The sequence below is a fragment of the Aeromicrobium sp. genome, from assembly GCF_049587115.1.
Classification (GTDB): Bacteria; Actinomycetota; Actinomycetes; order Propionibacteriales; family Nocardioidaceae; genus Aeromicrobium.
Genome location: NZ_JBAVDI010000106.1, coordinates 1 through 25,844, shown reverse-complemented (window position 1 = coordinate 25,844; position 25,844 = coordinate 1). Strand labels below are relative to the sequence as shown.

The window sequence follows — 25,844 nt, the reverse complement described above, 5'->3', positions numbered from 1 at the left end:
GCTCTGGCCTTCGTGTGCGGCGACGCCGTGGTCTGGAAGCCGTCCGAGAAGACTCTCCTGACCGCACTGGGCTGCCAGGCACTGGCGGCCGAGGCCGGCCGTCGTGCGGGCGTCCCCGAGGGATTGTCGGCGGTGCTGATCGGTGACCGCACGGTCGGCGCGGCCCTGGTCGACGATCCCCGCGTGCCGCTGGTGTCCGCCACCGGCTCGACTCGGATGGGCAAGGAGGTCGCCCCACGCGTCGCGGCCCGTCTCGGTCGGACGTTGCTCGAGCTCGGCGGCAACAACGCCGCGATCGTCGCCCCGTCGGCCGATCTGGATCTCGCAGTCCGCGGCATCGTGTTCTCCGCGGTCGGTACTGCCGGTCAGCGCTGCACATCGCTGCGCCGGATCATCGTGCACGAGTCGATCAAGGACGATCTGGTGGCGCGGCTCAAGGCGGCATACGAGACGTTGCCGATCGGCTCGCCCCTGGATGCGTCGACCCTGGTGGGCCCGCTGGTCGACCAGAGCGCATTCGAGGGCTTCGGGGCGGCGATCGAGCAGGCGCAGACCGACGGTGGCGAGGTCGTCACCGGCGGCACCCGGGCCACCGTCGCCGGCGACGGCTTCTACGTCCACCCCGCCATCGTCGACATGCCCAAGCAGACCGAGATCGTCAAGGCCGAGACCTTCGCACCGTTGCTCTACGTGCTGACGTACACCGACTTCGCCGAGGCCATGGTGATGCACAACGAGGTCGCTCAAGGCCTGTCGTCGTCGATCTTCACCCTCGACGTGCGTGAGGCCGAGACGTTCATGTCGGCCGTCGGCTCGGACTGCGGCATCGCCAACGTCAACATCGGGCCCTCTGGTGCCGAGATCGGCGGCGCCTTCGGTGGCGAGAAGGAGACCGGAGGAGGCCGTGAGTCCGGCTCCGACGCGTGGCGGGCATACATGCGCCGCTCGACCAACACCGTCAACTACTCCACCGAGCTGCCCCTGGCGCAGGGCGTCGAGTTCGGCTGACGAACCGCGTCCACCGGGTCGAGCCCGCACCGCCGATGGAGTACGGCTTGATCACGATGCTCGACCCGGAGTGCAACGAGTTCTGCCTCGACTGATCAGCGGACCCGGTTCTCCTTGCGCCACAAGAGCTTGAGGCCCGACCAGTCCTGGTCGATCGCCGCGACCTTGACGTCGACCAGACCGATCTCCAGCGCGGCGTCGCGGATCGCGTTCTCGGTGATGTCGCTGACGTGACCTGCGGCCCGGCGCGGCCAGGCAATCCACAGGGAGCCGGCGGGGAAGATCCATTCGCTCCACTCGACCAGCGAGTCCAGCAGGGCGACGGACCGCACGAAGACGAGGGCGACATCGGTCGGGCCGGGAGGCACCAGCTCGACGTCGACGAGCGGTTCGGCGAACGACCACTTCGAGTCCGCGTCCATCACGACGAGCCGCACGCCTGGCCTGATGTCCAGCTTCTTGAGCTGGGGTGTGCCTGAATAGCCGGAGGTCTGGGCCATGCCCCGATCGTACGGCCGCGCAGTGGTCTCCCCCGGGCGAGCCGTGCGGCACATATGTCCCACCCGCACGGCACAATGGGCGGGTGAGCCTCTACCGCGACACCGGCATCGTGCTGCGTGTCCACAAGCTCGGCGAAGCCGATCGCATCATCACGTTGCTCACCCGCGACCGCGGCCTGGTGCGAGCCGTCGCCAAGGGCGTTCGCAAGACGACGTCGCGATTCGGCGGTCGGCTCGAGCCGTTCATGCACGTCGACCTGCAGCTTGCCGAGGGCCGGTCGCTCGACATCATCACGCAGGCCGAGACCGTCAATGCATTCGCGAAGGATCTCGGCGCCGACTACGCGGCCTACACCGCCGGCACCGCGATGCTCGAGACCGCGGAGCGTCTCGTGACTGAGGACGGCGAGCCGGCCGTGCCGCAGCTACAGCTGCTCGTCGGGGCCCTGCGCGCGCTCACCGAGGGGCGGATGACGCCGAGCCTGATCCTGGACTCCTATCAGCTCCGGGCGCTGTCGATCGCGGGCTACGCGCCGACGTTCGACGGGTGTGCCCGTTGCGCTGCAGAAGGTCCGCACCGCAACTTCCATGCCGCATCGGGCGGGATGCTCTGCGACGACTGCCGGGTCGCTGGCTCGGCCGCTCCGTCGCCGTTCACCGTGACATTGCTCGCGGGCCTGCTCAGCGGTGACTGGGCGTCCGTCGGCACCTCGGACGACCGATCCCGCCGTGAGGCCAGCAGCATCGTCAGCGCCTATTTGTCGTGGCACCTCGAGCGTGGACTGCGCTCCCTGACCCACGTGGATCGCTAGTGCGGCGCGAGGTGCGTCACCCGGTCCCGCACTCTTCGGGCGCGACGCCGCCCGACATCCCACTCGAACAGGTTCCGCGTCATGTGGCGATCGTGATGGATGGCAACGGGCGGTGGGCCAAGCAGCGCGGCCTGCCGCGCACCGCGGGTCACGAGATGGGCGAGGCGGCGCTGTTCGACGTCGTCGAGGGAGGGATCGAGATCGGCGTGAAGGCGATCTCGGCGTACGCATTCTCGACCGAGAACTGGAAGCGCTCGCCCGATGAGGTGCGGTTCCTGATGGGATTCAACCGCGACGTGATCCGGCGACGCCGCGACGAGATGCACGAGCTCGGAGTACGGGTGCGCTGGGCAGGTCGTCGTCCCCGTCTGTGGCGCAGCGTCATCAAGGAGCTCGAGACTGCCGAGGAACTGACCCAGGACAACGACGTGCTGACACTCACGATGTGCGTCAACTACGGCGGACGTGCCGAGATCGCCGACGCCGCTGGGGCGCTGGCGCGTGACGTCGCAGCCGGGAGGGTCAGTCCCGACAAGATCACCGAGAAGACCTTTGCCCGCTATCTCGACGAGCCCGACATGGAGGATGTCGACCTGTTTTGGCGGACGTCGGGGGAGCAGCGCACCAGCAACTTCCTGCTGTGGCAGTCGGCCTACGCCGAGCTGGTCTTCAGCGACATTGCCTGGCCCGACGTCGACCGGCGCGCGCTGTGGACCGCGATCGAGGAGTACGCCGCACGCAACCGGCGTTACGGCTCGGCCTGACCAGGCTGCGCTGGGCGGCGGACCTCAGTCGACCCGCCGCCCCGCGAGTCAGCGTCCGCCGCTCTTGGCGTTGGGGTTGCAGGAGCTCCAGCCCTGGTGGTCGCCCTCGTTGTGCCCACCCGGACCGTTGTTGGCCTGCACGTGCGAGGAGAAGTCGGAGTTGCCCGGGCCGCCGCTGTCGTTGCAGTGTGCGGCTGACGCCGGCCCGCCCGTGGCGGTGAGTGCCGCCGCTGCGATACCTGCGGCCAGCAGCATCTTGATCTGGAATCTCATGAGGAACCTCCAATGCTGTGGCCGCGTGTCGGCCACTGATCCGTATTCGCGACGGGTGGGCAGCCGGATTGCTCCCCATGGTGATTCATCTCACATTTGTTGCGAAGAGCGCGGGCGGAGCCAGCCGGAGTCGGGAGGCAACCGGCGAAGCCGTACGCTGAAGACCGTGCGCATTGCCAGGTTTGCGGGTGACGACGACCCCCGCTTCGGAGTCATCGGGGACGACAACGGCGTCCCCACCATCGCGGTGCTGAACGGCGACCCTCTGTACGCGGGGCTCAACCTCAGCGGACAAAAGATCCCGCTCGCCGACGTGCGTCTGCTGGCGCCGGTCATCCCGCGCAGCAAGGTCGTGTGCGTCGGAAAGAACTACGCCAAGCACGCCGCCGAGATGGGTGGAGAGGTGCCCACCGAGCCGCTGATCTTCCTCAAGCCCAACACCAGCGTCATCGGGCCGGGGGAGCCGATCTTCTATCCCGACCAGAGCCGGGACGTGCACTACGAGGGTGAGCTCGCCGTCGTGATCGGCCGCATCTGTCGCGACATCTCAGCGGCCGATGCTGCCAAGGTGATCTTCGGATACACGATCGGTAACGATGTCACGGCACGCGATCTGCAGGCCAGCGACGGCCAGTGGGCGCGAGCGAAGGGCTTCGACACGTTCTGCCCGCTCGGGCCTTGGATCGAGACTGATTTCGACCCAGCAGACGTCGCGGTCACGACGCGACTGAACGACGAGATCAAGCAGGACGGGCGCACGTCCGACATGGTCTTCTCCGTGCCCGACATCGTGGAGTACGTGTCCTCGTTCATGACGCTGCTGCCCGGCGACGTCATCCTCACCGGTACGCCCGAGGGCGTCGGCCCGATGCAAGTCGGTGACGACGTCAGCGTGAGCATCGAGGGCATCGGCACCCTCACGAACAGTGTGGTGAGCCGTGAGCAGTGATCTGCCCCGCCCGGTCGTGGCGCGCTTCTGCCCGTCCCCCACCGGCAACCCGCACGTCGGTATGGCCCGTACCGCCCTGTTCAGCTGGGCCTTCGCCCGGCACCACGGGGGCCAGTTCGTGTTCCGCATCGAGGACACCGACACGTCGCGCGACAACGAGGAGTCGTTCGCGTTGCTCGTGGAAGTCATGCACTGGTTGGGGCTGGACTGGGACGAGGGCCCCGAAGTCGGTGGCCCGCACGGTCCCTACCGCCAGTCCGAGCGCATGGACATCTACGCCGACGTGGCGGAGCGGCTGCTCGATGCGGGCTTCGCCTACAAGGCGTACGACAGCGCCGAGGAGCTGGAGGAGCGCCGCAACGCGGCTCGCGCGGCCGGCAGGCCCAGCGGCTACGACGGACTGCATCGTGACCTCAGCGTCGAGCAGATCGCGGCGTACGAGGCTCAGGGCCGGCAGCCGGTCATCCGGTTCAAGATGCCTGAGCGCGTCTACACCTTCACTGATCTGGTGCGAGGGGAGATCACCTTCGACTCCGCCAACGTGCAGGACTACGTTCTGGTGCGGGCCAACGGCCAGCCGCTCTACACGCTGACCAACCCCACCGACGACGCCATGATGGGCGTCACGCACGTCTTGCGCGGCGAGGACCTGCTCAGCTCGACACCTCGGCAGATCGCCCTCTACGAGGCATTCGCCGAGATCGGCGTCGGCGGCGGATTCACGCCCGAGTTCGGCCACCTGCCGTTCGTCATGGGTGAGGGCAATCGCAAGCTTTCCAAGCGTGATCCCGAGTCCAACCTGCTGGACTACAAACCCAAGGGCTTCCTGCCTGAGGCGCTGCTCAACTACATGGCGCTACTGGGCTGGTCGATCGCTGAGGACCGAGACGTTTTCTCGATCCCCGAGATGGTCGAGGCGTTCGAGATCGGACGGGTCAATCCCAATCCGGCGCGCTTCGACATCAAGAAGGCCGAGGCCATCAACGGCTCGCACATCAGGCTGCTGCCGGAGCCGGAGCTGCGTGAGCGGCTCGTACCGTACTTCCAGGCGGCCGGTCTGATCGACGCGGAGCCATCCGAGGAGCAGATGCGCACGCTCGCGGCTGCGACGCCGCTGGTCCACGAGCGGATGACGCTGCTCACCGAGGCCGTCGACATGCTGCGCTTCCTTTTCGTCAGCGACGCAGACTTCTCGATCGACGAGGCTGACCGCGCGAAGAATCTGGACGATGCGGGTGTCCAGGTGGCTCGTGCGGCACACGAGGCGCTCGCCGAGGTCGCAGACTGGTCCACCGACACGATCGAGTCCGCCCTGCGGAGCGCACTGATCGAAGGGCTCGGCCTCAAGCCTCGCCTGGCATTCGGTCCGGTTCGCGTTGCGGTGACGGGCAGTCGGATCTCTCCGCCGTTGTTCGAGTCGCTGGAGTTGCTCGGTCGGGACGTTGCACTGGCGCGCCTGCATGCCGTGATCGGCTCGTGACCAGCCCTCCCGGTTTGGGTCGGAGCGGGGGAGTCGGGTAAAGTGTGACCTCGGCTCGGACCCAGTCCGTAGCCATTGGGATATGGTGTAATTGGCAACACAGCGGTTTCTGGTACCGCCATTCTAGGTTCGAGTCCTAGTATCCCAGCGAAACCCTCCGAGCAGCTTTCGAGCATGCTTTGGTAGGGTTTTGTGCGGTCGCAAGACCACCCATGGCCCCGTTGTGTAGCGGCCTAGCACGCCGCCCTCTCAAGGCGGTAGCGCGGGTTCGAATCCCGTCGGGGCTACCATGGAAAGATCCCTTGACCAGCGCGGACGCCGGTCAGGGGATCTTCTACGTGGTGGGCGGGCCTTGCGCCACTCGGCCCAGTTGAAGGCACGGCCTCTCCGTCGGTGAGCAGCGCCGGCCAGACCCGCGGCCACTGCGTCCGAATCCCGCTAGTAAGTGTCGTGACCGGGCGTCATGATGGAGGCATGCACACCGATCACGAACGCTGCTATCGCGCGGTGCAGTCTCGAGATGCGCGCTTCGACGGCGTCTTCTACACGGGGGTCACGACGACCGGTATCTACTGCCGACCATCATGCCCGGCCGTGACACCCAAGCGTCACAACGTCACCTTCCATGCCACGGCCGCCGCTGCTCAGGAGGCCGGATTCCGGGCGTGCCGACGTTGCCGGCCCGACACGACGCCAGGATCGCCGGAGTGGAATGTACGCGCGGATGCAGTGGGTCGCGCCATGCGCCTGATCGGCGACGGGATCGTCGAGCGTGAGGGTGTCGAGGGCCTGGCGAGCCGGATCGGCTACAGCCAGCGTCACGTCACCCGGATGCTGACCCACGAGCTGGGTGCCGGGCCGCTGGCGCTGGCCCGCAGCAACCGGGCACATGCTGCCCGGGTGCTGATCGAGACGACCCAGATGCCGATGTCAGACATCGCCTTCGCGGCGGGCTTCGCGTCGATCCGGCAATTCAACGATTCGGTGCGGCACGTCTACGCACTTTCTCCGACGCAGATGCGGGGCCGCCGGCGCAGCACGCCCACCGGGCGGGTGACGGTGCGCCTCGCCGTGCGCCAGCCATTCCACGCCGAGGCGCTGCTCGACTTCCTCCGGGCGCATCTTCTGCCCGGGGTCGAGGCGATTCGCGACCGCACGTACGCCCGGGTGCTGCGCCTCCCCAACGGGCTGGGTGCCATGGCGCTGATACTGCACGACGACCATGTGTCGTGCGAGCTGGAGCTGGCGGATCTGCGCGACACCGCCGTTGCGATCGGCCGGGCCCGGCGCATGCTCGACCTGGATGCCGACCCGGCCGCGATCGATTCAGTGCTTGGCGCCCATCCGTCCCTTCGTGAACTGGTGGCAGGGGCGCCGGGCCTGCGGGTGCCGGCGCACGTCGATGGTTTCGAGGTCGCGGTGCGCACGATCGTCGGCCAGCAGGTCTCGGTCGCCGGCGCGAACACGGTCCTGGGACGCCATGTGCCGACGCGGGGGACCGCGGTCGACTTCGAACTCGCGGCGTCGTTCGGACTCACCCATGCTTTCCCCGCGCCCGAGGCATTCGCCGAGGCCGACCCCACGGAGATGGGCATGCCGCAGTCACGTGCGCGAGCCATCGTCGATCTCGCGCACGCTGTCGCTGCCGGCATGCTCGAGCTCGATCCCGGTGCCGATCGCGAGGCCGTCCGTGAGCAGCTGGTCGGGATGCGAGGCATCGGCCCCTGGACCGCCGACTACATCGTGATGCGCGCGCTGGCCCACCCAGACATCCTCCTGACCACCGATCTCGTGCTCCGGCGGGAGCTCGAACGTCGTGGTCTGACCCAGGACGACACCGACCGGTGGCGTCCGTGGCGCTCTTACGCGGGCATGCACCTGTGGCGCGCCACCTCCGCCTTCGAAAGGACACCCGGATGAGCACGATGACCCGATGGATGGATTCCCCGATCGGCGGGCTGCGCATCCATGTCTCCGCCGACCTCGTGACCGCGATCGATTTCGGTGCCGCGGCTCCGCGCAGCCGGCGGATCACCCATGCGCTGCTGGACCGGGCCCAGCAGGAGCTCACCGAGTACTTCGCCGGGGAGCGGACCGATTTCGATCTCCCGCTGGCCAATGACGGCACGGAGTTTCAGAAGAAGGTGTGGGCCGAGCTGCGGCGGATCCCGTACGGCGAGACCGTGAGCTACGCCGACATCGCGCGCCGTCTGGGCTACGAACCGGTGATCTCCCGCGCCGTCGGGGCTGCCAACGGTGCCAACCCGATTCCGATCGTGGTGCCGTGCCACCGAGTCATCGGATCGGACGGATCGCTGACCGGATACGCCGGTGGGCTTGAGCGCAAGAAGACCTTGCTCGATCTCGAAATGCCTGGACTGTTCTGATCGCGTTCGCTCTGCGTTTACCCCCGGAGGGCACGGTGGTGTGACCTGAAGGGGAGGTCCGCATGTCACCCACGAGCACGAGATCGCCGAGCCGTTGCACGCTTGAGCTCGAACTGCTGTCTGCCGAGGCGCGCTCCGAAGAGCTCGCCAATCAGGTGGCGCTCCTGCAGAACCGGGTTCATGGTCTGCAGGCTGCATCGGGCTCGTGGCGTCCGAAGGCCGGAGGGCGATCGCCGGTGCAGAAGGTACGCGCGGCGGCCGTGACCGCGATCGTTCAGACGACGAACTTGGCCAGGCGGTGGTCCGGGAACCGGGCCGAGGGCCGGAAGCGTCTGGTGATCGCGGACCATCCCCGCGCCGAACCTCTGGCTCTGCGGGACGCGCCGCCGCTGCCTGAGCCGAGCTGGACCGTGGCCCGGCTGCGCGTGGCAGCGCGGGAGCAGGGCGTCGTGGGATTCGGCCGAATGCGCAAGGAGCAGCTCCTCATGGAGCTGATCTGAATGAATTGCCTGTGGACGGAGCGTTCGACGGTCGCCGCGCGAGGACAGATCGTGGTGACATGACCTCACGCGATCTCCGTCAGCTCCCACCGATCCGAACGCTGGCTGATCTCGAGGCCGCCTGGCGGCTGCTCATCGAGCCACTGGGGTTCGGCACCCGACAGATCTTTGCCATCATGCTGGGCTGCGACGGACTTGTCCTCCCATCAGTCATCAACCTCACCGACTGTCCCGTCGCACCGGACGGCTCGATGCTGGTCGCGCTCGCGCGCTCGTTGCGATCGTCTCTCGACGAGGTCGATCCGGAAGGCTCGTGGGCAGTGCTCTGGGCCCGCCCGAGCAACGCCGGGACGCGGACGACCGATCTTGCCTGGATTCGTGCGATCAACGCTGCGATGTCGATGCAGTCCCTCGCTAACTGGCCGATTCACCGGGCTGACGACTCGGTCCTGCAGGTGATGTCGCCCGACGACCTCGCCGCCTAGCTGGTGCGCCGCAGGCTCTGCGAGAGCCGCTCGGCCGCGGCGACGACGGCTGGTGCGTGCATGCGACCGGGCTGGCGGGTCAGGCGCTCGAGCGGGCCGGACACCGACACCGCTGCGACGACCTTGCCCGAGGGGGAGCGGACCGGTGCGGACACCGAGCCCACCCCGTTCTCCCGCTCGCCGACGCTCTGCGCCCAGCCGCGGCGGCGCACGGCGGAGAGCTCAGCGGCCGAGAACGTGGACTTGAGCAGCCCCTTGTTCATCCGCTCTGGGTCCTCCCACGACAGTAGGATCTGGGCTGCGGAGCCGGCGCTCATGGTGAGCTGGCCGCCAACGGGAATCGAGTCGCGCAGACCGGTTGGGCGGTCCGCGGCCGCCACGCACACGCGGAAGTCGCCCTGGCGACGGAACAGCTGGGCGGACTCGCCGGTGATGTCACGCAGGCGAGCCAGCACGGGACCGGCCGCGGCCAGCAGGCGATCCTCACCGGCGGCTGCCGCGAGCTCGCCGAGCCGGGGTCCGAGGATGAAGCGTCCTTGCATGTCCCGAGCGACGAGTCGATGATGTTCCAACGCCACCGCGAGCCGGTGGGCGGTGGGACGGGCCAGACCGGTGCTGGCGACAAGCCCCGCCAGTGTTGCCGGACCCGGCTCGAGGGCGGCGAGCACGAGTGCGGCTTTGTCGAGAACCCCGACTCCGCTAGAGTTGTCCATGTCTTGATACTGCCGTATCGCATTGTGAGACGCAAGCCTGAGAAGCACAGCATCCGTCGAGGAGAACCACCATGGGCAAGACCCTGGCCGAGAAGATCTGGGAAGAGCACGTCGTTCGCCGCCACGAGGGCGAGCCGGATTTGCTCTACATCGACCTGCACCTGATCCACGAGGTCACGAGTCCGCAGGCCTTCGATGGTCTCCGGATCGCCGGGCGTCCGGTGCGCCGTCCCGATCTCACGTTGGCTACCGAGGATCACAACATTCCGACGACCGACCTCGACAAGCCGATCGCTGACCTGGTCTCCCGCACGCAGGTGGAGACGTTGCGTCGCAACTGCGCGGAGTTCGGTGTACGTCTGCACCCCATGGGTGACCTCGACCAGGGCATCGTCCACGTCGTCGGACCGCAGCTGGGCCTGACCCAGCCCGGCATGACGATCGTGTGCGGCGACTCGCACACCTCGACGCACGGGGCGTTTGGCTCGATCGCCTTTGGTATCGGCACCTCCGAGGTCGAGCACGTGCTCGCCACGCAGTCGCTGTCGCAGGCCAAGCCCAAGATGATGGCCGTCGACGTCGTCGGCGAACTGCCAGCCGGATCAACGGCCAAGGATCTGATCCTGGCACTCATCACCCAGGAGACCACGGGTGGCGGCCAGGGCTACATCGTGGAGTACCGCGGCGACGCGATCCGTGCCCTGTCGATGGAGGCCCGGATGACGATCTGCAACATGTCGATCGAGTGGGGCGCCAAGGCCGGGCTCATCGCTCCCGACCAGACGACGTACGACTACCTCGAAGGGCGCCCCAGCGCGCCGGTGGGCCCCGACTGGGATGCCGCCGTCGCGCACTGGGACAGCCTGGTGACAGACGATGATGCCGAGTTCGACAAGGTCATCACGATCGACGCCTCGACCATCACACCGTTCGTCACGTGGGGTACCAACCCCGGCCAGGGCGTGCCGCTGTCAGGCAATGTGCCGGATCCCGCGTCGTTCGAGGACGACAACGAGCGGATCGCCGCCGAGAACGCCCTGCGCTACATGGGTCTCGAGGCCGGCACTCCGATGAAGGACATCAAGGTCGACACGGTGTTCATCGGCTCGTGCACCAACGGTCGGATCGAGGACCTTCGGGTCGCTGCCTCCTTGATGGAGGGTCACAAGGTGGCGGCCGACACCCGCATCCTGGTCGTCCCGGGTTCGGTGCGGGTACGCCTGCAGGCCGAGCAGGAGGGACTTGACGTGATCTTCAAGGACGCCGGCGCGGAGTGGCGCGGCGCGGGCTGCTCGATGTGTCTGGGGATGAACCCTGACCAGCTCATGGTGGGGGAACGAGCCGCCTCGACGTCCAATCGCAACTTCGAAGGTCGCCAGGGCAAGGGTGGCCGTACGCACCTCGTCTCGCCCGACGTTGCAGTGGCCACCGGAATCCTGGGGCACTTGGCCGGGCCGGCCGACCTGGCCCAGCTCGAGAAGGCAGGAGCCTGATCATGGAGAAGTTCTCCTCGCACACCGGAGTCGGCGCACCGCTGCGGCGCAGCAATGTCGACACCGACCAGATCATCCCCGCGGTGTGGCTCAAGAAGGTCACCCGGGACGGATTCGAGGAAGGCCTGTTCTCGGCCTGGCGAAGCGATCCGGCCTTCGTGCTGAACCAGGATGCGTACAAAGACGCCACGGTCCTGGTCGCCGGCCCGGACTTCGGCACGGGCTCGTCCCGCGAGCACGCAGTGTGGGCGCTGCAGAATTACGGCTTCAAGGTCGTCATCTCGCCGCGGTTCGGCGACATCTTCCGAGGTAACTCGGGCAAGGCGGGGCTGCTGGCCGCCGAGGTCGACGACGCCGTCGTGCAGCGGCTGTGGGATCACCTGGACGAGAATCCCGGCGCGTCGATCACGATTGATCTCGAGTCGCGAACCGTCAAGGCCGGTGAGGGCGCCGAAGCGATCGAGGGCCTGTTCACGATCGACGACTACACCAGGTGGCGCCTGCTTGAGGGTCTGGACGACGTCGGCATCACCTTGGGACACGAGGCTGACATCCTCGCGTACGAGGCGACGCGCCCCAGCTTCAAACCCGCCACGCTCTGACATCGACGCGGCGCAGTCGTCGCTGAGCTTCGCCAGCAGCACACACGCCGCTGCTGACCCCTCGGCACGCGACAAGTGGCCCGCCACGCCGCTGCAAGTGACCCGTCAGCGTTGCTGCCAGATGGCGACGGAGGTCACGGAGGTGCCGTCCGTCTCGATGAACACGCGCTGACCGACACGCAGGTGCCGGATGTGCTCGGCGAGCGAGGCAGCCGGGAATTCCAGTGGCATGCCCTCGTCGGTCAGCAGCCGCCCGCTGCGGGTGGACGGATCGAAGGTTGCGACGGTGCCCTGCATGGCAGTCACCCTAGTGCCGAGCCGAAGGATTAGGCTCGCGGTCATGGCGAAACACCCCGTCCCCACCGTCGTTCGGGTCATCAGGTTCTTCCTGAGGCCCGTGCTGATGCTGGTGACGAAGCGAGACTGGCAGGGCATGGACAACCTGCCGGATGGCGGCTTTGTGTTGGCGCCCAATCACATCTCGCACCTCGATCCGTTCCTGATCTCGCACTTCATGCTGGACAACGGCATCGCTCCACAGTTCCTCGCCAAGGACACGCTGGTCAGCGCCAAGGGGTTTGGCTGGATCCTGAGGTCCGCCGAGCAGATTCCGGTCTATCGCAGCACCACGGGCGCTGCAGAGTCCCTGCGTGCCGCGGCCACGGCGGTCGAGGAGGGTCGAGTCGTCACGATCTATCCCGAGGGCACGATCACCCGTGACCCGGCCGCTTGGCCCATGAGCGGTCGAACGGGAGCCGTCCGTGTCGCCCTGATGACCGGTCGGCCGTTGGTGCCGTTGATGCAGTGGGGGCCGCAGGAGATCCTGTGGCCCTACGCCAAGCGGGTGCGGCTGTTCCCCCGCAGGACGATTCACATCCGGGTCGGCAAGCCGATCGATCTGTCCGACCTCGTCGACCAGGAGCTGACCGAGAAGGTGCTTCACACAGCGACCGACCGGCTGATGGACAGTTTGACTGCCATGATGTCCCAAGTGCGTGGAGAGCTTCCCTCGACACCTCGCATCGATGTGCATACGTTGAGCAGACCGAAAACCAACTACCAGCGACGGGAATCGTGAATGGCGCAGACAGCCGTGATGGGCGCAGGATCGTGGGGAACGGCATTCGCGCTGGTGCTGGCAGACGCCGGCAACGACGTGCGCCTCTGGGGCCGCCGCCCCGAGCTCTGCGAAGCCATCAACACCGCCCACGAGAACTCCGACTACCTCCCCGGGGTCGCGCTGCCGAAGGAAGTTTCGGCGACGTCGGATCCCGCCGAAGCGCTGGCCGGTGCCGAGATCGTCGTCCTCGCGGTCCCCTCCCAGCAGCTGCGCACCAATCTCGAGTCCTGGAGCAAGCACGTCCCCCCGGACGCGATCTTCGTGAGCCTGATGAAGGGCGTCGAGCTGGGAACGCACAAGCGGATGAGTGAGGTCATCGCCGAGATCACGGGCGCCGGACCTGAGCGCATCGCTGTCGTCTCCGGGCCCAACCTGGCGCGTGAGATCGCCAATCGTGAACCGGCTGCCAGCGTGGTTGCCTGTGCTGATCAAGCCGTGGCCGAGCGTCTCCAGCAGGCCTGCCACACAGCCTCGTTCCGCCCATACTCCATGACCGACGTCATCGGCTGCGAGCTCGCCGGCACCGCCAAGAACATCATCGGCCTCGCCGTCGGCGTGTGCGTGGGCCTGGGCTACGGCGACAACACCAAGGCATCGGTCATCACTCGAGGGCTTGCCGAGACCGCACGTCTCGGTGCCGCGATCGGAGCGGACCCTGTGACGTTCATGGGCCTGGCCGGCATGGGTGACCTCGTCGCGACCTGTTCGTCACCCCTGTCCCGCAACCGGACGTTCGGCGAGAAGCTCGGTCAGGGAATGAGCGTGGAGGAGGTCACGGCGCAGACCAACCAGGTCGCCGAGGGGGTCAAGTCATGCGTGTCGGTCAGCGAGCTGGCCAAGCTGCATGGCGTCGAGATGCCGATCGTCGAGCACGTGGCCGCACTGATCGAGGGGGAGATGAGCCCGGACGACCTGGTCTCGCGGTTGATCTCCAGACAGGCCAAGCCCGAGACGGTCTAGGAGAACGCAGCCAGCGCGTTCTCGACGTCGGTCCACAGATCTTCGACGTCCTCGATGCCCACCGAGAACCGGATCAGTCCTTCTGGGACGCTCTCGGGCTCTCCGGCGTGTCGACGGCGTCGTTCCCATGTCGACTCGACACCACCCAGACTCGTCGCATACGTGATGACGTCACTCTGCTCAGTCATCTTCTGCGCGACCGCGGCGCCGCCGACGACCTCGAAGGCGATGATCGTGCCGAAACCGGGATAACGGGAGTAGACGACACGACTTGAGGCTGACAGCCGCCGGTGCAGCTCGCGGGCGTTCTCCTCGGCCCGATCCAGCCGGACGTGCAGTGTCCGCATACCGCGCGTTGCGAGCCAGGTCTCCATGGCTCCCGGGATCGCGCCGAGCACACGGCGCCGCTTCTCGATGGCGTCGTACGCCCGGTCGCTGTTGGTGACCACAGCGCCGAGGATGACGTCGCTGTGCCCGGACAGGAGCTTGGAGGCCGAGTGGACGACGAAGTCCGCGCCCTGTTCGAGCGGCTTCTGGCGCAGGGGAGTCGCGAAGGTGTTGTCGACCGCGACTGCGGTACCTGACTGCGACGCCGACTGAGCGATCGCGGCGATGTCGGCAATCTCCAGGGCTGGATTGGTCGGTGACTCGATCCAGACCAGCGCGGCACCCTGGCAGGCGTTGATCACCTGCTGAGTGTCGTCGATGTCAACGAGCCGGAGCTCGATCTGCTTTCGTCGCGCACGCTCCTGCAGCTGGTTGATCGTGCCGTAGTAGGCGTGGCGCGGAGCCACCACAGCGGCGTTGCCGGGCACGAGATCGAACAGGGCCGTCGTGGCCGCGATCCCCGAGGCGAACGCCAGAGCCCGTCCTCCCTCCAGCGCGCCGAGCACCGTCTCGAACGATTCCCAGGTCGGATTGCCCTGGCGGCCGTACTCCGAGGCGCCGCCCGGCACCAGCGCACTGGCGAGCGTGATCGGCGCATTGAGCGGTCCTCCCGGGACCCGGTTCGGACGCCCGGAGCCGACGGCAATGGTCGAGGGTGAAAGTTCGTGTCCGCGCATGAAGCCATCATGCCTTGACCGGTATCGTGCTCGGCAATGAGCCTCTCGATGAACACTTCACTCGGCAGATCGCGCCTCGCCGTTGTTTTTGGCGGCCGTTCCAGCGAGCATGGCGTCTCGTGCCTCACCGCCCGTGAGGTGATCGCGGCGATCGACCCCGAGCGCTACGACATCCGTCCGGTCGGCATCACTCGCGACGGTCAGTGGGTCGAGGAAACTGCTGAATGGCCCGAGATCGCAGCCGGTCAGCTTCCCGAGGTGCGCGCGGATCGTCCCGCGTTCCGCTGGGAGGACCTGAGTGAATTCGATGCGGTGTTCCCACTCCTGCACGGCCCGTGGGGCGAGGACGGCACGATCCAGGGCCTGTTCGAGATGGCGAACGTCCGCTACGTCGGCGCCGGGGTCCTGTCCAGCGCCGTCAGCATGGACAAGCCGTTCACCAAGACGGTGTTCTCGGCAGCCGGCCTGCCGCAGATCCCGTACGTGACGGTGCTTCCGTGGCAGTGGAGTCGTGAGCGCGACCGGGTCGAGGCGCGCATCCGGGCACTCGGCCTGCCGGTCTTCGTCAAGCCGGCGCGTGCCGGATCCAGCTCGGGCGTCACGATGGTCGACACGTGGGACGGGCTCGACGCAGCGATGCGTGCGGCCCGGAGCTTCGATCCCAAGGTCATCGTCGAGGCCGCAGCCCAAGGCAAGCGGGAGCTCGAGTGCGCCGTGATGCAGCAGCCCGATGGGACACCGGTGGCAAGCGTCGTCGGCGAGATCACCGTCGCGGCGGACTCGCGTCACGAGTTCTACGACTTCGAGGCGAAGTACCTCGACGGCACGAGCCTCAACGTCGTGCCGGCCGACATCTCCGAGACGCTGCGCGAGCGCATCCGCACCTACGCGGTGAAGGCCTTCGAGGCGGTGGGCTGTGAAGGCCTCGCGAGGGTCGATTTCTTCTGGTCCGACGAGGGCCTGGTGGTCAACGAGATCAACACGATGCCGGGCTTCACGCCCTACTCGATGTTCCCGGTGCTGTGGGAGGCCAGCGGCGTCTCCTACCCAGAGCTGGTCGACCGACTGATCCAGCTCGCGCTGCACCGCGACACCGGCCTGCGCTAGACCGTCAGACGCATGGCTTGACGACGGGATCGTGCCGCGCGACGGCATCGGCGAGATCGGCCAGCGCATCGGCTTCGGGATCGTACGTGTGCGGCACCTCGACGCTGACGAAGTACTCCCGGCCGATGGTCGTGAACAGGTAGCCGTCAGCGGTCGACTCGGTGAACCAGCCGACGTCGTTGACCATGTCGCAGCGTGCTGCCGGTCCGAGGTCGCGCGGCTTTTCGACACCACAGCGCAGGATGATCGGAGGATCGCCCCATGCGGCGGCGTTGGCGTCCCGGACGATCCGGTTCTTCTGTCCGGCCACCGTCAACGGGTGGTCCGCGAGCAGCGCCTCACAGTTGACCGAAGTGCCGGGCTCGGTCGGGTAGCCGTCGACCGACAGCGTCGATCCGCAGGACGCCGCGAGCAGCAGGCCCAGCAGGGCAGCTGTGAGGGGTGCGCGTCTCACGCCTCAGATACGGACGATGGGGCAGGTCAGCGTCCGGGTGATGCCAGGGACGTTCTGGACCTGGGTGACGACCAGGGCGCCCAGTTCGTCGACGCTCGGACCCTCGGCCCGCACGATGACGTCGTAGGGACCCGTGACGTCCTCAGCAAGCGTGACGCCAGCGATGGCGGCGATAGCCGTGGCGACGTCGGCGGCCTTGCCGACCTCGGTCTGGACGAGGATGTATGCCTGAACAGCCATCGAGAACCCCTTTGTTTGACCGGACTGTGACACGCTACCTGATCCGGTGGGCCCAGTGGCCCGGTGGCTGCGACACAATGCCCTCATGGCGACCAGTGCTGCGAACGAGCCCACCATCGGTGATGTCGGAGAGTTCGGGCTGATCGACCAGGTCCGGGCGCAGATCGGTGACAACCGATACATCCTGCTCGGCTCCGGGGACGATGCCGCTCACATCTCGACCAACGACGGGTCGTACATCGTGTCGACCGATCTGCTCATCGAGGGCCGGCACTTCCGTCGCGACTGGTCCTCCGCCCACGACATCGGCCGGAAGGCTGCGGCATGCAACCTCTCGGACATCAATGCGATGGGCGGCGTCGCGACCGCCATGACCCTGGGCTTTGGTGCACCGGCGGATCTGCCGGTCTCGTGGGTCCTGGAGATGGTCCGTGGGTTCGAGGAGGAGTGTGCCAATGTCGGCGCGCACATCGTCGGCGGTGATGTCACGGCCTCGGACAAGATCGTCCTCGCTGTCACCGCCATGGGGGACGTGGCACGCCCCGTCCTTCGGTCGGGTGCCCTGCCCGGCGATGTCGTGGCATATGCCGGGATCCTGGGGCTGGCGGGTGCCGGCTACGCGACGCTGAGTCGTGGCTTCCGCTCGCCCAAGGCTGCAGTCGAGACGCACCGGGTGCCGCATCCGCCGTATGCCGCCGGGCCGCAGGCCGCAGCGGCGGGCGCGACTGCGATGACCGATGTCAGCGACGGCTTGCTCGCCGACCTGGGCCACCTCGCCGATGCCAGCGGTGTCTCGATCGACCTGGAGTCCGTCACCTTCGAGATCCCGGGTCCGGTGGCGACCGTGAGCGAAGCCCTCGGCGCCGATGCGCTGGGATTCGTGCTGACCGGCGGGGACGACTACGCCCTGGTCGCGACCTTCAGCTCGCAGGGAGAGCTCCCGAGCGGGTGGACCAGGATCGGCACCGTGTCGGACGGCCGCGGCGTGACGGTCGACGGGCAGCCGTACGACGGTCCGGCCGGTCATCAGCACTTTCGCTGAGTGGTGTGACGAATCAGTCCTGGATCCTCGCGAAGGGCTGCGCGGCCTCGAGCTCGTAGGCGATCTCGAGGAGGGTCTGCTCGTCGCCATGATCGGCCGAGAAGTGCACGCCGATCGGCATGTCGGCCGAGGATCGTCCCAGTGGCAGCGAGATCGCGGGACCGCCGGCGGCGTTGTTGAGCGGTGTGAACGCGGCGTACTGGATCAGTCGCTCGAACATCACCGAGAACTCGACGGCGGGGGACAGGTGGCCCAGCTCGGGCGTCGCGAATCCCAGGGTCGGTGACATGATCAGGTCGACGTCGGCGAATGCGGCTCGGTAGCGCCGCTCGGAGCGCTTGAGACCGCGGATGGCGCCGGGTGTGCGCCACGCCTGCCGGATGAACCTGCGGGCCAGTCCCCGGGTCAGCGGGTCGGTGAGCGACTTGTCGAAGCCGGGACCCATGATGCTTCGGCCGAAGTGCTGGGTGGAGAACGCCAGCAGACCCCAGTAGTGCTTGAAGTCCTCCATGAACGCCCGGTCCACAGGCAGATCGACCTCGACGACGTCGTGGCCCAGGGCACCCAGGAGGTCCGAGGTCGCGAGCACAGCTTTCCTGCTGTCCTCGTCGGTCGGAACCCCGGTGATCGAGTCGACGATCATGCCGATGCGGAGACGGCGGTCCGACGGACCCTCGACCAGCCCGATCGGTGGTAGGCCGACGGCCGGCAGGTAGGCCTGTGTTGCTGCGAGGAAGTGTGCCGTGTCGCGCACTGAGCGCGTCACCACGCCGTTGGACACGATGTCGACCGGCAGCTTCGCAGCCTCGGCCGCCGGCACGACGCGATCACGAGTCGGCTTCAGCCCGACCAGACCACACGCGGCGGCAGGGATCCGGATCGAGCCACCGCCGTCGTTGGCGTGCGCTATGGGAACGACGCCCGCCGCCACCAGCGCTGCGGACCCGCCCGAGGAAGCGCCGGCCGAGTATCCGGTGTTCCATGGGTTGCGGGTCGGCGGAAGGCTCTCGTACTCGGTGGACGCATTGAAGCCGAACTCCGGCATCGTCGACTTGCCCAGGACGGTCAGACCGGCGGACAGGAACTGGTCGGTGAATGGCGCATTCGCGGTGGCGGGCCGAGAGCTGACGGCGAGTGAGCCCTGATCGGTCGGCAACCCGGCAACGTCAGTGTTGTCCTTGACGAAGGTCGGTACGCCCGAGAGCGCCCCGGCAGCAGGCCGGTCGGCAGCGCTGCGGGCACGCTCGAAGTCGGAGTGCTGGATGGCGTTCAGGGCCGGGTTGACGCGCTCGGCTCGCGCTATCGCGGCCTCGGTGACTTCGCGGGCGCTGATCCGACCTGAGGCAATGGCAACGGCGACCCCGACTGCGTCGAGGTCGCCGAGTGCATCATCGCCGAAGGCGTGGACACGGTCGGTCATCTCGTTGATCACGAGATGACTCTAGGGTCAATTGACTGGCTGGACCAGAAAAGTGACTAGCGCGACACCTTGCCGGCCTTGAGGCAGCCGGTGCAGACGTTGACACGCTGGGGGGTCCCGTTGATCACAGCGCGGACGCGCTGGATGTTGGGATCGAAACGACGCTTGGTGCGTCGGTGCGAGTGGGAGACGTTGTGGCCGAAGCCGGGTCCCTTGGCGCACACATCACAGACCGCAGCCACGGCGAACTCCTGAACATTGAGACTTGACGAACAAATGGGGGTGCCCTGCTGGCCCGACGGACCAGATGGCAACCGCACAAGAATAGCCGACGAACCGACGCAGACGCGAATCAGCCCGCGCGGTCGTCTGTGCGGGGGCCGTGGAGCGATAGCCTCCCCCCATGGGCCTCACCCTCGACTCCGCGCAATTCAGGGCGTGGACGCAGCTGTGCGCCGGAGCCCTCTCGGCCGCTCGAGCCGAGATCGACGCGCTCAACGTCTTCCCGGTCCCCGACAGCGACACCGGCACGAACGCATATCTGACCTTCGTGTCGGGCTCGGAAGCGATTGCGACCGTGGCTGTAGACGCGCCGCTGTCGGTCGTGGTCAAGTCATATGTCGACGGGCTGCTGACCGGTGCCAAGGGCAACACGGGAGTGATCCTGTCGCAGCTGGTCCGGGCCTGCTTCAAGGATCTGCAGCTCGAGGGCGGCGAGGTCACGGCCGCTGAGGTCGCTCGTTCGTTCGTGGCTGCCTCGGACGCAGCGTGGGCTGCGGTTGGCGCGCCCGTCGAGGGCACGATCCTCTCGGTCGCCAAGGCCGCAGCCGGTGGAGCGACCGAGGCAGCAGAGGCCGGGGTCGATGGGCGAACGGTCTTCGCCAAGGCAGCCCGTGCTGCGCGCGAGGCGTTGGCCCGCACCCCGCAGCAGATGGAGCTCCTGGCCCGCGCGGGCGTCGTGGACGCTGGAGGGCGGGCGCTGGTGGTGGTGCTCGACGCAACCGAGCAGGCGCTCACCGGTCGGGTGCCGGCGCAGGCGAGCAGCTTCGTGCCGGTGCCGGTCGCCGGCGCGGGCGACGACCTCAGCGCGGACGGGCCGTCGTACGAAGTCATGTACCTCCTCGAGGCCGATGACGATCGAGTCGTCGAGCTTCGCGCTGCGCTGTTGCCGATGGGCGACTCGCTCGTCATCGTGGGCGGTGAGCGGCTCTGGAACGTCCACGTCCACGTCGATGACGTCGGTGCTGCGATCGAGGCCGGGATCGGCGCCGGTCGGCCCTACCGCATCGCGGTGACCCACTTCGCCGACCAGATGGCCCGGGCCCCACGGTCGGGACGCGTCGTGATCTCGGCGACGACCGGTGCCGGACTCACCGCGTTGTGCGAGGAAGCCGGAGCGCAGACTCTCGAGTTCACCCGCGAGCACCCACTCACGATCGCCGAGATGAGTGCATCCCTGCGCAGCGCGGGGGCGGCCGAGGTGATCGTGCTGCCCAACAACCAGCGCTATGTGCGCCGGTTCGAGGCTGCAGCCCAGGCCGCTCGGCAGGACGGTGTTCGGGTCGCCGTCATCCCGACGTACGCGCAGGTGCAGGGCCTGGCGGCACTCGCCGTGCATGACCCGGGGCTGGCCTTCGACGAGATCGTCGTGGCGATGTCGAGCGCAGCCGCGCACACGCAGCACGGAGCCGTCACTGTCGCGACCGAACCCGGCATGACCATGGTCGGGCCGTGCGAGCCCGGCGACGTCCTGGGTGTCGTGGCGGGTGACTTCGCGGTCGTGGGCCAGGACATCCTCTCGGTCGCGTACGACGTCATCGACCGCATCCTGTCCCCGGCCGGTGAGATGCTGACAGTCGTGATGGGCGAGGGCGTCGAGCGCGGGATCGAGGATTCCATCGCGGCCCACCTTCGCTCCCTGCGCCCCGACGTCGATCTGGTGGTCTACGAGGGTGGCCAGGAAAACTATCCGCTGTTCATCGCGGTCGAGTGATGATCGAGCTGTCGACCAAGCTGGTCAACGTCCTGGGCGACAAGACGACCAAGCCACTCACCAAGACCTTCGACATGCTGGTGGTCGAAGACCTGCTGCGGCACTACCCACGGCGATACGCCGAGCTGGGCAAGCTGACCGATCTGGCGGGGCTGGAGGTCGGCCAGCACGTCACGATCCTGGCCCGGGTCGCCTCGGTCAAGAACTACTCGTTCGGCCCCGGTGGTCGGCGCACCCGCACCGAGGTCGTGGTCACCGACGGCACTGGTGAGCTGACGCTGACGTTCTTCCAGCAGGCCTGGCGGCTCAAGGCGATGCAGCCGGACTCGCTGGGCCTCGCGGCAGGAGTGGTCAGCGAGTTCAACCGCAAGCTTCAGCTGACGCACCCCGACTGGGAGCCGATCCAGGAGTCCGGTGACCCGGCCGAGAGCTCGCGGCTCGGCCGCGGCATCATCCCGCTCTACCGTGCGACCGCCGCGATGCCCTCCTGGAAGATCGAGCAGTGCGTCGGGATGTGTCTCGAGGCGATTGGTCCGCTGGACGACCCGCTACCTGGGGACGTGCGCTCGGAGCGAGGTCTGCTCGACCTCGGCGATTCCTTCCAGGCGATCCATCGGCCACGCGCGGCGGCGGACTGGCAGGGCGCACGTGACCGCTTTCGGTTCGAGGAGGCGTTCGTCGTGCAGACGGTCTTCGCGCAGCGTCGGAGCCAGCTGGAGCGGGAGCACGCGGCCTCCCGGCCGGTCGCCACCGGCGGCCTTCGCGAGCGGTTCGAGTCGGCGCTGCCGTTCGAGCTCACGGCGGGCCAGCGCGAGGTCGTCGCCGAGATCTCCGCAGACCTCGAGCACACGCACCCCATGCATCGTCTGCTGCAGGGCGAGGTGGGATCGGGAAAGACCATCGTGGCGCTCATCGCGATGCTGCAGGTCGTCGATGCCGGCGCGCAGGCCGCGTTGCTCGCGCCGACCGAGGTCCTGGCGGCACAGCACTTCCGCGCCATCACCGCGATGTTGGGAGATCTCGCGAAGGGCGGAATGCTCGGCGGCGCCGATGGTGCCACGCGGGTTCGTCTGCTGACCGGATCACAGGGCGCCAAGGCGCGCAAGGAGTCACTGCTCGAAGCGGCCTCCGGCGAGGCCGGGATCGTCATCGGTACCCACGCGCTCATCCAGGATCACGTGCAGTTCGCCGAGCTGGGTCTGCTGGTGGTCGACGAGCAGCATCGGTTCGGGGTCGAGCAGCGAGCCGCTCTGGTCGATCGGGCCGAGGTCACGCCGCACGTCCTGGTCATGACGGCGACGCCGATCCCGCGCACCATCGCCATGTCGGTGTTCGGTGATCTGGAGGTGTCGACCCTGCGCGAGCTGCCGGCTGGTCGGCAGCCGATACAGACGACAGTCGTCCCCATCGCCGAACGGCCCGCGTGGCTCGAACGGGGCTGGGCGCGGGTGCGGGAGGAGGTCGCCAAGGGCCGCCAGGCGTATGTCGTGGTGTCCCGCATCGGCGACAGTGATGACGGCCAGGACAAGGACACCCGGTCGCTCGTCGAGCTGAGCGAGGAGCTCGCCGGCGGATCGCTGCACGGGCTGCGGGTGGGCCGGTTGCACGGACGGCTGAGCGCCGAGGACAAGGACGCCACGATGGACGCCTTCGCACGCGGTGACCTCGACGTCCTGGTCGCGACGACCGTGGTCGAGGTCGGTGTCGACGTGCCCAACGCAACGGTCATGGTCGTCATGGACGCCGAGCGATTCGGCATGTCCCAGCTGCACCAGCTGCGCGGCCGGGTCGGTCGCGGCACCGAGGCCGGTCTGTGCCTGCTCGTCACGGCGACCGAGGACGGGTCGCCGGCGCGGGAGAGGCTCGACGCGGTGGCCTCGACCTCGGACGGTTTCGAGCTCTCTCGCCTTGACGTCGAGCTGCGTCGCGAGGGGGACGTGCTCGGCGCGCGGCAGTCTGGCGTCCGGTCCAGTCTGCGTCTGCTGTCGGTCGTCAAGGACGGCGACGTCATCGATGAGGCCCGCCGCCTGGCCGACTCGGTCGTCGAGTCCGATCCGGGACTGACGGCCCTGCCGGCACTGGCCGCGGCGGTGCATGCTCTGGAGCACTCCGAGCAGGCCGAATATCTGGAGCGCACATGACCAGGATCATCGCCGGCAGGTATGGCGGGCGACGCATCCACACACCCAAGGGTGACGGGACACGGCCCACCAGCGACCGGGTGCGCGAAGCGTTGTTCTCCTCGTTGGAGTCCGAGCTGGGCGGGTTCGACGACGACCTCACCGTGCTGGACCTCTTCGCCGGCTCGGGTGCGCTGGGACTGGAGGCGTTGTCCAGAGGGGCGCAGTTCGCCCAGTTCGTCGAGTCCGACCCGCGTGCGGCGCGCGTCGTCCAGCACAACCTCAAGGAGCTTGGTGCACGGGGGTCCGTCACGCGGACCAGCGCCGAGCGCTACGTGGCGGAAGCGCCCGGGGGGACGTTCGGACTGGTGTTCATCGACCCGCCCTACGCGATGGCGACTGACAAGGTTGCTTCGCTGGTGGCCGACATCAGGGGGCGCAGCTCCGGTCCGGGCGCCCTGTTCGTGGTGGAGCGGGCGACTCGGGATCCGTTCGGGTGGCCCGAGGGCGTCGAGGGTCTCCGCGAGAAGAAGTACGGGGAGACGACGCTTTGGTACGGTCGCTGACATGACGAAGGTCGTGTGCCCCGGTTCTTTCGACCCGGTGACCAATGGTCACCTCGACATCGTGGAGCGAGCAGCGCGGCTGTTCGACGAGGTCGTGGTCGCGGTGCTGGTCAACGAGAACAAGCGTGGCCTGTTCACGATCGAGGAACGACTGGATCTGCTCGACCGGGCCACGGCACACCTGCCCAATGTCTCGACGGCGTCCTTCGCGGGGCTGCTGGTCGACTTCTGCAACGACAACGGCGTGACGGCGATCGTGAAGGGTCTGCGGGCCGTCACGGACTTCGACTACGAGCTGCAGATGGCGCAGATGAACAGCAGCCTGACCGAGGTGGACACGATCTTCATCCCGACGACGCCGGAGTATTCCTTCCTGGCCTCAAGCCTGGTCAAGGAGATCGCCAAGCACGGTGGCGACGTGTCCGGCCTGATCCCCAGCTTCGTCAACGACGAGCTCAAGAAGAAGTACTCCTGACCCAGGCGAGCGCTGGCGGTTCCATGGGTCCGACGGAGGCCTTCGAGGCCGAACGCGCGCGGCTGGTCGCGATCGCGTCCCGCGTGCTGGCGGACCCGGTCGAGGCCGAGGACGTCGTGCAGCAGGCCTGGCTACGCCTCGCCTCGACCGACGCCGAGATCCTGAGTCTGCCGGCCTGGCTCACTACCGTGACGACCCGGCTGTGCCTCGACCGGCTGAAGGCACGCGTGCCGGTGCCCACCGACGAGGTGGGCGAGGAGCAGGCTGATCCTGATCCGGCCGACGAGGTCGCGTTGACCGAGGCCGTCGGCGCTGCCCTGCGGGTTGTGCTGGACCGGCTCTCGCCGAGCGAGCGGGTCGCGTACGTGCTGCACGACAGCTTCGCTATCGACTTCCGGACGGTTGCGCTCGTTCTCGACACGACTCCGGCCGCGGCCCGACAACTCGCGTCGCGGGCACGACACCGGATCGGCCGGCCGATCGCCGGGACCGCGCCGGCAGACTGGGAGGTCGTCGACGCCTTCATGGAGGCGGCCAAGGAGGGCAAGTTCGATCGCCTCATCCAGATGCTCGCCCCCGACGTCGCCGTGACGGGCGACCGCACCGCGATCCTGCTGGGGACGCCGGAACGGATCGAGGGCAGGCGGGCCGTGGCCGAGTTCTTCGACGGGTCGGCCCACTCCGCACTCGCCGTGTTCGCCCGCGAGCGAGCGGCTGCTGCTTGGTTCGACCGCGGGGTGGCGAAGGTTGTCTTCGACTTCGCGATAGTCGACGGCGTCATCCACGGCATCAGATTCGCTGCCGACCCGACCGTCGTCGCTGAGGTCGTGCGACGGCTCGGCCCAGACCGACGGGGTTGACTCCCGCCGTACTGTCACATTCTCGGCCCGGTGATCGTCATCCGGACAAGAGGACCTATCCAGGAGGACGTACCGCCATGAAGACCATGACCTGCCGCCAGCTGGGAGGTCCCTGCGACCTCGAGCATCACGCTGAGAGCGCCGACGACGCCATCAAGGCCCAGGACCAGCACCTGAAGGACACGGACGAGGCTGGCGACACCACCCACAACGAGGCACGCCAGGAGATGAAGGGGCGGTGGCGCCACCCCAAGAAGTCGATGGGCTGGTATCGCGACATGAAGCGGGCCTTCGCGGACCTCCCCGAGGGCTGAGCAGATCAGTCCGGCATGAGTGGCGCGGCAAGGTGCTCCCGCTTGCCGATCTGGGTCGCTCGGCGCAGGGACGCCGACCCGAACTTGTCACGGACGGCATCGACGACGTCATCGATGACCGCGTCGCTCGTGATGTCCAGTGG

Annotated in this window: 30 protein-coding genes and 2 tRNA genes; 23 read left to right on the top strand and 9 right to left on the bottom strand. The window is 67.7% G+C overall.

What is annotated here, in order from left to right:
* Nucleotides 1-1,008, top strand: a 1,008-nt coding sequence (locus WB461_RS09955) for an aldehyde dehydrogenase family protein (protein WP_423852577.1), incomplete at its 5' end; no start/stop codon positions are given.
* Nucleotides 1,009-1,103: 95 nt separating this feature from the next.
* Here WB461_RS09955 and WB461_RS09950 read toward each other — a convergent pair.
* Nucleotides 1,104-1,508: a DUF3052 family protein gene (locus WB461_RS09950; protein ID WP_423852576.1), complete on the bottom strand. Its 405-nt coding sequence runs from the start codon at nucleotides 1,506-1,508 to the stop codon at nucleotides 1,104-1,106.
* Nucleotides 1,509-1,591: 83 nt separating this feature from the next.
* On the opposite strand from WB461_RS09950, the gene recO reads away from it, so the two are divergent.
* Nucleotides 1,592-2,320 (top strand): DNA repair protein RecO, encoded by a 729-nt coding sequence (gene recO, locus WB461_RS09945; RefSeq protein WP_423852575.1) that lies wholly within the window; start codon nucleotides 1,592-1,594, stop codon nucleotides 2,318-2,320.
* Entirely contained in the window at nucleotides 2,320-3,084 is a 765-nt protein-coding gene (locus tag WB461_RS09940; RefSeq protein ID WP_423852574.1) for an isoprenyl transferase, read from the top strand. The genes recO and WB461_RS09940 overlap by 1 nt, the downstream gene beginning before the upstream one ends.
* A 48-nt stretch (nucleotides 3,085-3,132) precedes the next feature.
* On the opposite strand, the gene WB461_RS09935 is transcribed toward WB461_RS09940, so the two are convergent.
* A complete protein-coding gene (locus WB461_RS09935) occupies nucleotides 3,133-3,357 on the bottom strand; it encodes a hypothetical protein (protein WP_423852573.1) in 225 nt (74 codons plus the stop codon).
* A gap of 166 nt (nucleotides 3,358-3,523) precedes the next feature.
* On the opposite strand from WB461_RS09935, the gene WB461_RS09930 reads away from it, so the two are divergent.
* From WB461_RS09930 to WB461_RS09895, 8 genes are all read left to right on the top strand, one after another.
* The gene (locus WB461_RS09930; RefSeq protein WP_423852572.1) at nucleotides 3,524-4,306 is read left to right on the top strand and encodes a fumarylacetoacetate hydrolase family protein; all 783 of its coding nucleotides are present in this window, start codon (nucleotides 3,524-3,526) and stop codon (nucleotides 4,304-4,306) included.
* Nucleotides 4,296-5,786 carry a glutamate--tRNA ligase gene (gene gltX, locus WB461_RS09925; RefSeq protein WP_423852571.1) on the top strand — a complete coding sequence of 497 codons (1,491 nt, stop codon included), beginning with the start codon at nucleotides 4,296-4,298 and terminating at the stop codon, nucleotides 5,784-5,786. The genes WB461_RS09930 and gltX overlap by 11 nt, the downstream gene beginning before the upstream one ends.
* Nucleotides 5,787-5,862: 76 nt before the next feature.
* Nucleotides 5,863-5,934, top strand: a tRNA-Gln gene (locus WB461_RS09920).
* Nucleotides 5,935-6,000: 66 nt separating this feature from the next.
* A tRNA-Glu gene (locus WB461_RS09915) sits at nucleotides 6,001-6,076 on the top strand.
* 184 nt (nucleotides 6,077-6,260) lie between these two features.
* Nucleotides 6,261-7,706 carry an AlkA N-terminal domain-containing protein gene (locus WB461_RS09910; RefSeq protein WP_423852570.1) on the top strand — a complete coding sequence of 482 codons (1,446 nt, stop codon included), beginning with the start codon at nucleotides 6,261-6,263 and terminating at the stop codon, nucleotides 7,704-7,706.
* Entirely contained in the window at nucleotides 7,703-8,173 is a 471-nt protein-coding gene (locus WB461_RS09905) for a methylated-DNA--[protein]-cysteine S-methyltransferase (protein ID WP_423852569.1), read from the top strand. Before WB461_RS09910 ends, WB461_RS09905 begins: the two co-directional genes overlap by 4 nt.
* A gap of 62 nt (nucleotides 8,174-8,235) precedes the next feature.
* Complete coding sequence (locus WB461_RS09900) at nucleotides 8,236-8,673, top strand: hypothetical protein (RefSeq protein WP_423852568.1); 438 nt, start codon at nucleotides 8,236-8,238, stop codon at nucleotides 8,671-8,673.
* Nucleotides 8,674-8,732: 59 nt separating this feature from the next.
* Nucleotides 8,733-9,158: a hypothetical protein gene (locus tag WB461_RS09895; protein ID WP_423852567.1), complete on the top strand. Its 426-nt coding sequence runs from the start codon at nucleotides 8,733-8,735 to the stop codon at nucleotides 9,156-9,158.
* Here the strand turns inward: WB461_RS09895 and WB461_RS09890 are convergent.
* Nucleotides 9,155-9,871, bottom strand: coding sequence for an IclR family transcriptional regulator (locus WB461_RS09890; protein WP_423852566.1), 717 nt, complete (start codon nucleotides 9,869-9,871; stop codon nucleotides 9,155-9,157). The two genes, WB461_RS09895 and WB461_RS09890, sit on opposite strands and share 4 nt — an antisense overlap.
* 71 nt (nucleotides 9,872-9,942) lie before the next feature.
* Between WB461_RS09890 and leuC the strand changes: the two genes are divergently transcribed.
* Both leuC and leuD read left to right on the top strand, forming a co-directional pair.
* On the top strand, nucleotides 9,943-11,364 hold the full coding sequence (gene leuC / locus WB461_RS09885; protein WP_423852565.1) for a 3-isopropylmalate dehydratase large subunit: 1,422 nt from the start codon (nucleotides 9,943-9,945) through the stop codon (nucleotides 11,362-11,364).
* A gap of 2 nt (nucleotides 11,365-11,366) precedes the next feature.
* Entirely contained in the window at nucleotides 11,367-11,966 is a 600-nt protein-coding gene (gene leuD / locus WB461_RS09880; RefSeq protein ID WP_423852564.1) for a 3-isopropylmalate dehydratase small subunit, read from the top strand.
* Between the two features lie 105 nt (nucleotides 11,967-12,071).
* Here the strand turns inward: leuD and WB461_RS09875 are convergent, their stop codons facing one another.
* Nucleotides 12,072-12,263 carry a hypothetical protein gene (locus WB461_RS09875; RefSeq protein WP_423852563.1) on the bottom strand — a complete coding sequence of 64 codons (192 nt, stop codon included), beginning with the start codon at nucleotides 12,261-12,263 and terminating at the stop codon, nucleotides 12,072-12,074.
* A 43-nt stretch (nucleotides 12,264-12,306) separates the two neighbouring features.
* Between WB461_RS09875 and WB461_RS09870 the strand changes: the two genes are divergently transcribed.
* The gene (locus WB461_RS09870) at nucleotides 12,307-13,044 is read left to right on the top strand and encodes a lysophospholipid acyltransferase family protein (RefSeq protein WP_423852562.1); all 738 of its coding nucleotides are present in this window, start codon (nucleotides 12,307-12,309) and stop codon (nucleotides 13,042-13,044) included.
* Nucleotides 13,045-14,046 carry an NAD(P)H-dependent glycerol-3-phosphate dehydrogenase gene (locus WB461_RS09865; RefSeq protein WP_423852561.1) on the top strand — a complete coding sequence of 334 codons (1,002 nt, stop codon included), beginning with the start codon at nucleotides 13,045-13,047 and terminating at the stop codon, nucleotides 14,044-14,046.
* Here WB461_RS09865 and WB461_RS09860 read toward each other — a convergent pair.
* Nucleotides 14,043-15,110, bottom strand: coding sequence for a trans-sulfuration enzyme family protein (locus WB461_RS09860; RefSeq protein WP_423852560.1), 1,068 nt, complete (start codon nucleotides 15,108-15,110; stop codon nucleotides 14,043-14,045). The two genes, WB461_RS09865 and WB461_RS09860, sit on opposite strands and share 4 nt — an antisense overlap.
* A gap of 48 nt (nucleotides 15,111-15,158) precedes the next feature.
* Between WB461_RS09860 and WB461_RS09855 the strand changes: the two genes are divergently transcribed.
* Nucleotides 15,159-16,217, top strand: coding sequence for a D-alanine--D-alanine ligase family protein (locus WB461_RS09855; RefSeq protein ID WP_423852559.1), 1,059 nt, complete (start codon nucleotides 15,159-15,161; stop codon nucleotides 16,215-16,217).
* A gap of 4 nt (nucleotides 16,218-16,221) precedes the next feature.
* Here WB461_RS09855 and WB461_RS09850 read toward each other — a convergent pair whose 3' ends face one another.
* Together WB461_RS09850 and WB461_RS09845 are read right to left on the bottom strand one after the other, a co-directional pair.
* Nucleotides 16,222-16,671 (bottom strand): DUF3515 family protein, encoded by a 450-nt coding sequence (locus WB461_RS09850; protein WP_423852558.1) that lies wholly within the window; start codon nucleotides 16,669-16,671, stop codon nucleotides 16,222-16,224.
* A 3-nt stretch (nucleotides 16,672-16,674) separates the two neighbouring features.
* Entirely contained in the window at nucleotides 16,675-16,911 is a 237-nt protein-coding gene (locus WB461_RS09845; RefSeq protein ID WP_423852557.1) for an Lrp/AsnC ligand binding domain-containing protein, read from the bottom strand.
* A gap of 85 nt (nucleotides 16,912-16,996) precedes the next feature.
* Between WB461_RS09845 and WB461_RS09840 the strand changes: the two genes are divergently transcribed.
* Nucleotides 16,997-17,953: a thiamine-phosphate kinase gene (locus WB461_RS09840; protein ID WP_423852556.1), complete on the top strand. Its 957-nt coding sequence runs from the start codon at nucleotides 16,997-16,999 to the stop codon at nucleotides 17,951-17,953.
* A 13-nt stretch (nucleotides 17,954-17,966) separates the two neighbouring features.
* Here the strand turns inward: WB461_RS09840 and WB461_RS09835 are convergent, their stop codons facing one another.
* Both WB461_RS09835 and rpmB read right to left on the bottom strand, forming a co-directional pair.
* Entirely contained in the window at nucleotides 17,967-19,385 is a 1,419-nt protein-coding gene (locus WB461_RS09835) for an amidase (protein ID WP_423852555.1), read from the bottom strand.
* A 44-nt stretch (nucleotides 19,386-19,429) separates the two neighbouring features.
* A complete protein-coding gene (gene rpmB, locus WB461_RS09830; RefSeq protein WP_118394920.1) occupies nucleotides 19,430-19,615 on the bottom strand; it encodes a 50S ribosomal protein L28 in 186 nt (61 codons plus the stop codon).
* Nucleotides 19,616-19,776: 161 nt separating this feature from the next.
* Between rpmB and WB461_RS09825 the strand changes: the two genes are divergently transcribed.
* The 6 genes from WB461_RS09825 to WB461_RS09800 all read left to right on the top strand — a co-directional run bounded on the left by WB461_RS09825 (nucleotide 19,777) and on the right by WB461_RS09800 (nucleotide 25,701).
* Nucleotides 19,777-21,366 carry a DAK2 domain-containing protein gene (locus WB461_RS09825; protein ID WP_423852554.1) on the top strand — a complete coding sequence of 530 codons (1,590 nt, stop codon included), beginning with the start codon at nucleotides 19,777-19,779 and terminating at the stop codon, nucleotides 21,364-21,366.
* Complete coding sequence (recG, locus tag WB461_RS09820) at nucleotides 21,366-23,507, top strand: ATP-dependent DNA helicase RecG (RefSeq protein WP_423852553.1); 2,142 nt, start codon at nucleotides 21,366-21,368, stop codon at nucleotides 23,505-23,507. Before WB461_RS09825 ends, recG begins: the two co-directional genes overlap by 1 nt.
* On the top strand, nucleotides 23,504-24,052 hold the full coding sequence (gene rsmD / locus WB461_RS09815; RefSeq protein WP_423852552.1) for a 16S rRNA (guanine(966)-N(2))-methyltransferase RsmD: 549 nt from the start codon (nucleotides 23,504-23,506) through the stop codon (nucleotides 24,050-24,052). The genes recG and rsmD overlap by 4 nt, the downstream gene beginning before the upstream one ends.
* Nucleotide 24,053: 1 nt before the next feature.
* Nucleotides 24,054-24,527 carry a pantetheine-phosphate adenylyltransferase gene (gene coaD / locus WB461_RS09810; RefSeq protein ID WP_423852551.1) on the top strand — a complete coding sequence of 158 codons (474 nt, stop codon included), beginning with the start codon at nucleotides 24,054-24,056 and terminating at the stop codon, nucleotides 24,525-24,527.
* Between the two features lie 23 nt (nucleotides 24,528-24,550).
* Nucleotides 24,551-25,387 carry a sigma-70 family RNA polymerase sigma factor gene (locus WB461_RS09805; RefSeq protein WP_423852550.1) on the top strand — a complete coding sequence of 279 codons (837 nt, stop codon included), beginning with the start codon at nucleotides 24,551-24,553 and terminating at the stop codon, nucleotides 25,385-25,387.
* A 77-nt stretch (nucleotides 25,388-25,464) separates the two neighbouring features.
* Nucleotides 25,465-25,701, top strand: a complete 237-nt coding sequence (locus tag WB461_RS09800) for a hypothetical protein (RefSeq protein WP_423852549.1) — start codon at nucleotides 25,465-25,467, stop codon at nucleotides 25,699-25,701.
* The last annotated feature ends 143 nt before the right edge of the window (nucleotides 25,702-25,844 follow it).